This window comes from Jiangella anatolica, from assembly GCF_003236295.1.
GTDB classification, from domain to species: domain Bacteria; phylum Actinomycetota; class Actinomycetes; order Jiangellales; family Jiangellaceae; genus Jiangella; species Jiangella anatolica.
Window position 1 is genome coordinate 100,747 of sequence record NZ_POTW01000013.1, and the last position, 6,775, is coordinate 107,521.

The following is a 6,775-nucleotide window of genomic DNA, read 5'->3' on the forward strand; positions in this document are numbered from 1 at the left end:
AGTGCGCACCAAACGAAGAATCCGTGCTCGTTCCGCATTCGCCGGCGTCGCGCTGTCCCTCGCCTTGACCGGAGCCGTGGCAGCACCGGCATCGGCGGCCGACGGCACGAGCGGCTCCAGGGTCGTCTACACCAAGCCGGCCGACGTCGCCGGCTCCCGCATCCCGCAGATCGCTCATTCCGGAACCAACACGGTCGTCGTCGGATGGCGCAACGAGACCGTCGAACTGGGTTCCCCCGACGGCGTGGAACTCGGCGACATCATGATCGCTCGGTCGACCGACGGCGGGGTGAGCTTCGGGCCCGGCGTCGCGCTGGCGGCGAAGAACGCGACCTACACGTACGGCAACTTCGTCCTGTTCACAGAGCCGGAGACCCAGGACATCTACGCCTACATCGCGAGGTTCCCTGCCGATGCGCCGGACGCGAGGACGCCGCCTGAGTACATCGGCTTCAAGAGCACCGACGGCGGCGCGAGCTGGGCGGCCAACGCCGTCGCCATGAGCTACGCGGGCGCCGTGAACGTCGGCGGGGCGATCATGCGGTACGGCAATGAATACCTGCTGCCGTTCTTCCACGGCCCGACTCGGGTGATCGGTGTGCTCACCTCGACCGATCTCTCGAACTGGACCTTGGCCGGCATCGCCTATGACGGCGTCGACGGAACCACTCCCTACCTCTCCGAGCCCTTCATCACCGTCTCGAATGCCGACCCGACGAAACTGCTGATGGCGATCCGCTCCCAGACAGGGAATGTCGCCTACACGACGGTGTCCTACGACGGCGGCGGAACATGGTCGGCGCCGGCGCCGGACACGAACATCGTCAACACGGCGTCCAAGGGCTACCACGTCAACGACGGCAACAACCAGTACGTGAACCTCTACAACTCCAGCGGCCGGGCATCGATCCTCTATCAGCAGAAGGAACGCGACGGAGCGTGGGTCAGCGGCCAGCCGTTCGCGGACGGCACCGGAATCGACACCTACGCCATGATGACGGAATATCTCCCCGGGAAGTTCTACGCGACCTGGGACAACGCGTCGACGAACATCATGTTCGCGAAGTTCGAGGCCGACGACACCGTCCAGGGTCAGAACACCGACTGGCACAACCTGAGGGGCTGGACCGTGGACCCGCAGGGTGGTTCGGTGACTGCCTCGGACAGCGAGTTGCGCCTGTTCCAGCAGGGCACACCCGGGGCTCGGGTCCATCGCTCCGGCGCTCCGGCCGGGAAGCCGTTCAGTGTCGAGTTCCAGGCCCGCATCACGAACTATGTGGCGGGAACGCCGGCCACAGCCGTCAGCCTGGGCACCAAGGTGACCACCGGCGCGGATCGGCTCATGCTGGCGATCCAGAGTGACGGCGTGTGGGCGATGACGTCGGCGTCGGGCACGACCTGGGTCGAGGTCTGGGCGGGCAGCACCGACTCCGCCGCACACGTCTGGCACGTCGACGTCGACAGCGCGCGCCTGGCCACGTTGAAGAGAGACGGCGTCACGCTCGCGAGCTGGACCCTGCCGGCGAACACCGCGGCTCCAGCCTTCGAGCACTGGACGACGAGTTCGGCGACCGATGCGAGCGAGGCATTCATCGCACGATCCCGCCTCTCCGGCGAGCAGTGACGGCAGAGCCCGCCGGCGCGGAGCAACTCCGCGAGTTCAGCTCACCGCACGAGGACCAGCTACTTCACCCGACGAAGGGACAGCAGCATGGGTACGACAGTCGACCGGCGTCGCCTCCTCCGCACGGCCGGTATCGCCGGCCTCGCCACCGCGACGCTCGGCGCCGTCAGCACGTCGGCGCAGGCAGCGCCGGCCGTGGACGTGTCCGGTGCCACGACTCCGCAGGACTTCGGCGCGGTTGGTGACGGCGTCGCCGACGACACCGACGCCATCCAGCAGGCGATCGACGCCCAGCAGGCCAAGCCGAACAAGATCGTCTACTTCCCGCCGGGCACCTACCGCACGACCCGGACCCTGGTCGTCCCCGACGTCGAGGGGGAGGGCGGCGCGAACTTCAACCGCATCGTGCTGGCCGGCGCCGGAACGATGGGTGTCCGCACGTCGATCATCCGCCCGGACTTCGACGGGACCGCCCTGCTGCTGCGCGCGCCGCTGGCGGCGGTCAAGGGCCTCTGCTTCGTCGTGCAGGCGAGCCTGCCGAACAGCGTCGCCATCCACATCGCCCGGGATCCGGACGCCGTGAAGGCGAACACCGACGACATGGACCCCACGATCACGGAGTGCACGTTCGTCGAGTTCTACACGGCGGTCAAGCACGTCGGCCGGGGCCTGGTCTTCACCAACAACCTCGTCGCCGTCGGCGACTACGGGCTGGACATCTCGTGGCCGACGGCCGGTGTCTCGGGCAGTGGTGTCCACCTCCTGCCGTACGGCATGCGCAAGTGGCTCATCGAGGGCAACCACTTCCACAGCATGGGCACGGCCATCGTCACCACCGGCGCCGACGCCCACAACTTCCGCGGCGCGATCATCGCCAACAACCTGCTCGACATCGGCCGGCGCCTGTTCGCCGGCGGCATCGTCAACTCGACGTTCTCGGGCAATGTGGTGGAGAACGGGTCCAACGGCTCGATCGTCGCGGTGACGTCCGGCGGCACCAACCTCACCTTCACCGGGAACGTCCTCGGCGGCGGGGAGCCGGGCGGCGGCGGCCGGCCCCGGCACTCGATCGAGTTCCGTCCCGAGGCGACGGCGCGCAACGTGACGATCACGGGCAACAGCTTCAACTGGGTCGACGGTTCGCCGGTCTACTTCGCCGCCGCGGCCGCCGAGATCACGATCTCGGCGAACTCGTTCGACAACTGGAATCTTCTGGCGGAGGAGCGGTGGAGCGCGGTCCGCGTCAACGGGAACGCCACCGGTCTATCGGTCATGGGCAACGCGTTCGGTGCGAACACCGTCGCCGGGGCGCCGCCGGTGCGGGTGATCGGGACGCTGTCCGGCTCGACGATCGTGGGCAACATCGTCGACGGCGCGAGCGCTGCCGTCCACGCCGACACGTTCGGGCAGGACAACTACGTCGAGCGCCGCAGCGCCGGCGCCCGCCAACACGAGCTCAGCGCGGCGAAGAACGGCGCGCTCGTGGTCCGGGCGACCGCGGCGCCCGCGCCGGACGCCGACGCGTACGGCAGCTTCGTCGCCGCGTCGGAACAGGCGACCGGAGCGGGTCCCGGGGTCAAGGGCGGCATGCGGGTCGTCCCGGCCAACGCGTCCGGCGCGGCCGCCGTCGAGCTGCTCTGCTCGACGAACGACACCAACGCCGTCGCGGCCATGCGGGTGGACATCAACGGGCTCGTCCCGACGGCGGACAACGCCCGCGACATCGGCTCGGCGGAGCGGAAGATCCGCACCGTGTACGCGCACAACCTGCAGCTCACGACCGTGGCGGCCGCGGACCTGCCCGAACCCACACCGGGCGCGGTGGCGCTGGTGCGGGACGGGTCGACTGGAGCGAGCGTCCTCGCCGTCGCCGACGGCACGGGGTGGCGCCGGCTGCCGCTGGGCGCCCTGGTCAGGACGTCCTGAGGTGAAGGGGATCGACGCGTGAGGCTCGCCAGCTACCTTCTCGACGGCGCCGAGCGGTGGGGGTTCGTCGTCGACGAGCCGGCCACCGGTCAGGTGTGGGTCGTCGAGCCGGCGCGGGCCGAGGCCTTTGTCGGCCGGTACGCGTCGATCCCGTCGTCGGGCCTGGTCGCCAGTCGTCCCCGGTTCCTCGGTGACGACTGGCCGGCCACGCTCGCCGAGTTCCTCGCCCTCGAGGACGAAGGCATGACGGCGTTGTCGCGTCTGGTGACCTACGTCGAGCGGTTCGTGGCGCAGACGGACGCGACGCTGCTGCCCAGGGCCGGGTCACCGGTGGAGGACGTCGAGCTCCTTGCGCCCGTGCCGCGGCCCCGGCTCTACTGGGGACTGGTCGCGAACGCTCCGTCCTTCGTGCGCAACAAGCCGGGCATCCCCATCGTCAACCTGTTCCCGCTCGGCCACCAGCGCCCGCAGGGTGCGGCGATCGGCGCGGGCGCACCCGTCACGTTCCGGAACGGCCACCATCGTCCGCTCATGGCCTACAACGTCGAGCTGGCCGTGGTGATCGGCAGGGCCGGCCGCTACATCCCGCTGGAGCGGGCCATGGAGCACGTCGCCGGCTACACCGTCGTGAACGACGTGTCCGGCACCTACTACTACGACATCGTCCCGGGCAACGCCGGCCGCGGCTACGCGCTGCCGGAGCGCTACAGCGACTGGCTCTACCAGGCGACCGCCTCGTGGGGCGGGAAGAAGGCGGACACCTTGGCGCCCATGGGCCCGTTCCTGGTGACGAAGGACGAGGTCGGCGACCCGTACGACCTGCTGATGTACACCCGGCAGTCCGGGCGCACGCGCGACCGCGCGCACAGCGGGGCGACGCTGCTGGGCATCGAGCGCGTCATCTCCTGGTACTCCTCGTTCGCCTCGCTGTACCCGGGCGACGTCCTCCACTTCGCGACCATGGGCGTCGACGGCCTGCCCGTCCTCCCGGACGACGTCGCCGACCCGGCGACGCGGCTCGAGGTCGAGATCGAGGACGTCGGCACGCTGGTGAACCCGGTGACCGTGGCGGACGGCCCGGTGCGGCTGGACTCGCACCCGTCCTATGCCGTGCGGCAGGTCGCGTCCTCCGGCACTCCGGTGCTCGAGGCGCCGGACGACTGGACCGCGGGGTCGGCCCGGCACTTCTACACGTCGTTCGGCAATCACGAAGCCGCCGAGGAGTCCGACGGGCTGGCCCGGCTGGAGGTGCCGCGATTCCTCAACGGTCCGGCGAGCTCCCTCGGCGGCGGGCCCGTCGACATCCCGCGGCGCGCCACGGACCTCGTCCTGAGCATCGAGCTCGCCGTCGTCGTCCGTGCGCTCGCCGCCCAGGTGGAGGACGGCCTGGAACTCGTGCTCGGGTACGCGCCCATGGTCTCGGTGTGCGACCGCTCGTTCGCCGACGCGGTCGTCGAGCCGGCTCGGACCGGCGAACGCGGCATCCCCGCCATGTACGGCCGATGGGCGGACGGGTTCAACGTGGTCGGCGCGCCGCTCGTGCCGCTGCCCGATCACGACTGGCGCGGCCGCGCCATGTCCCTGGAGGTGGGCTCCCGGGCGGTGAGCGGCTCGACGTCGGACTACCTCGCCGGGCCGGGCGAGCTCATCAGCACCATCTCCGCCATGATCACGCTCTTTCCCGGCGACGTCATCACGCTCGGGTCGACGACGGCTCGGCTCCGCCTCACCCGCGCCGAGTACGAGGCCGGCGTCGTCGTCCGCGGGGGCATCGAGGGCCTCGGCCAGGTGCACGCCGCGATCTCCCCGGTGACCCGATGAGCGGCCGGCCGAACATCGTGTTGATCGTGATGGACGATCTGGGGTATGGGGATTTGAGCTGTATGGGCAACCGGATCCTGCGGACGCCGCGGATGGATGCGGTCGCGGCCGAGGGGATCGTGCTGCGGCACATGTATGCGGCGTCGGCGGTGTGTACGCCGTCGCGGGCGGCGTTGTTGACCGGCCGGTATCCGCAGCGGGTCGGTCTGCCCAAGGTGTTGAACCCGCGTGATGGGACCGGGTTGTCCTCGTTCGAGTACACGCTGCCTGAGGTGTTGCGTGATGCGGGGTATCGGACGGCGATGTTCGGGAAGTGGCATCTGGGGTGCCGGCCGGAGCATTACCCGACCCGGCACGGGTTCGACGAGTACGCCGGGCTGCTGTACAGCAACGACATGCATCCGGTGGAGTTGTTCGAGGGGGAGAAGATCACGGCCGCCGATGTCGACCAGGCCGCATTGACGCGTGCCTACACCGATCAGGCCATCGAGTTCATCGACAGGGCGCATGCGGGTGGGCCGTTCTTCGTGTATCTGGCGCACACGATGCCGCACATTCCGCTGCACGTGGAGGAGGAGTTCGCCGGCCGGTCCGCCGGCGGCCGCTACGGCGACGTGGTGGAGTGTCTGGATCATCACGTGGGGCGGTTGCTGGACCGGTTGGACGAGCTGGGTCTGGGCGAGGACACGCTGGTGATGGTGACCAGTGACAACGGGCCGTGGTTCGAGGGCAGCACGGGCGGGTTGCGGGGCAGCAAGCTGCACACCTATGAGGGCGGCATCCGGGTCCCGTTCCTGGCCCGGTGGCCCGGACGGATCCCGGCGGGGGTGGTGTCGGATGAGGTGGTGTGCCTGTTCGACCTGTTGCCGACGCTGGCCGGGCTGGCCGGGGCGACCGTGCCGGGGGATCGTCCGGTCGACGGGGTGGACATCGCGGCGGTCCTGGCCGGTGGGTCGTTGCCGGTGCGGCGGGCGTTGTTCTTCTTCCACTGGTGGACGCTCAACGCGGTGCGGTGGGGGCGGTGGAAGCTGCACCTGGACCGGTTCCCCCGCGACCCCAACCGGGCCCACGGCCGGGAACTGCCGCAGCTGTTCGATCTCGAGCTCGACCCGGGCGAGACCTACGACCTCAAGGACCGCCACCCCGACATCCTGGACCACCTCACCGGCCTGGCCGCCCACTTCACCGCCGAGATCGACGCCCAACGCGACACCGCCGAAGCCCGCGCCGCCGGCCGCATCACCGCGTAGGCAGGACTGAGGGAGCGGGAGGCGAGACATGACGGCGACTGAGCGTCCGAACGTGGTGCTGATCCATTGGCATGATGTGGGCACGCATTTGGGTGCGTATGGGCATGGTGATGTGACGAGTCCGGCGGTGGATGGGCTGGCGGCGGAGGGGTTG

At 69.8% G+C, this 6,775-nt stretch carries 4 protein-coding genes; all 4 read left to right on the plus strand.

Translation table 11 applies throughout. The features are described from left to right. The first annotated feature begins 1 nt into the window (after window position 1). The 4 genes from C1I92_RS07805 (at window position 2) to C1I92_RS07820 (ending at window position 6,621) form a co-directional block, all read left to right on the plus strand. Window positions 2-1,624, plus strand: a complete 1,623-nt coding sequence (locus C1I92_RS07805) for a sialidase family protein (RefSeq protein WP_146605060.1) — start codon at window positions 2-4, stop codon at window positions 1,622-1,624. Between the two features lie 87 nt (window positions 1,625-1,711). Next, window positions 1,712-3,550, plus strand: coding sequence for a right-handed parallel beta-helix repeat-containing protein (locus C1I92_RS07810; RefSeq protein WP_111254101.1), 1,839 nt, complete (start codon window positions 1,712-1,714; stop codon window positions 3,548-3,550). 18 nt (window positions 3,551-3,568) lie between these two features. Next, on the plus strand, window positions 3,569-5,371 hold the full coding sequence (locus C1I92_RS07815; protein ID WP_111254102.1) for a fumarylacetoacetate hydrolase family protein: 1,803 nt from the start codon (window positions 3,569-3,571) through the stop codon (window positions 5,369-5,371). After that, window positions 5,368-6,621: a sulfatase family protein gene (locus tag C1I92_RS07820; RefSeq protein ID WP_111254103.1), complete on the plus strand. Its 1,254-nt coding sequence runs from the start codon at window positions 5,368-5,370 to the stop codon at window positions 6,619-6,621. The genes C1I92_RS07815 and C1I92_RS07820 overlap by 4 nt, the downstream gene beginning before the upstream one ends. Window positions 6,622-6,775: the final 154 nt, after the last annotated feature.

Coding starts and splice junctions, on each gene's coding strand:
- C1I92_RS07810 (WP_111254101.1), top strand. CDS start 1,712: ATGGGTACGACAGTCGACCGGCGTCGCCTCCTCCGCACGGCCGGTATC.
- C1I92_RS07820 (WP_111254103.1), top strand. CDS start 5,368: ATGAGCGGCCGGCCGAACATCGTGTTGATCGTGATGGACGATCTGGGG.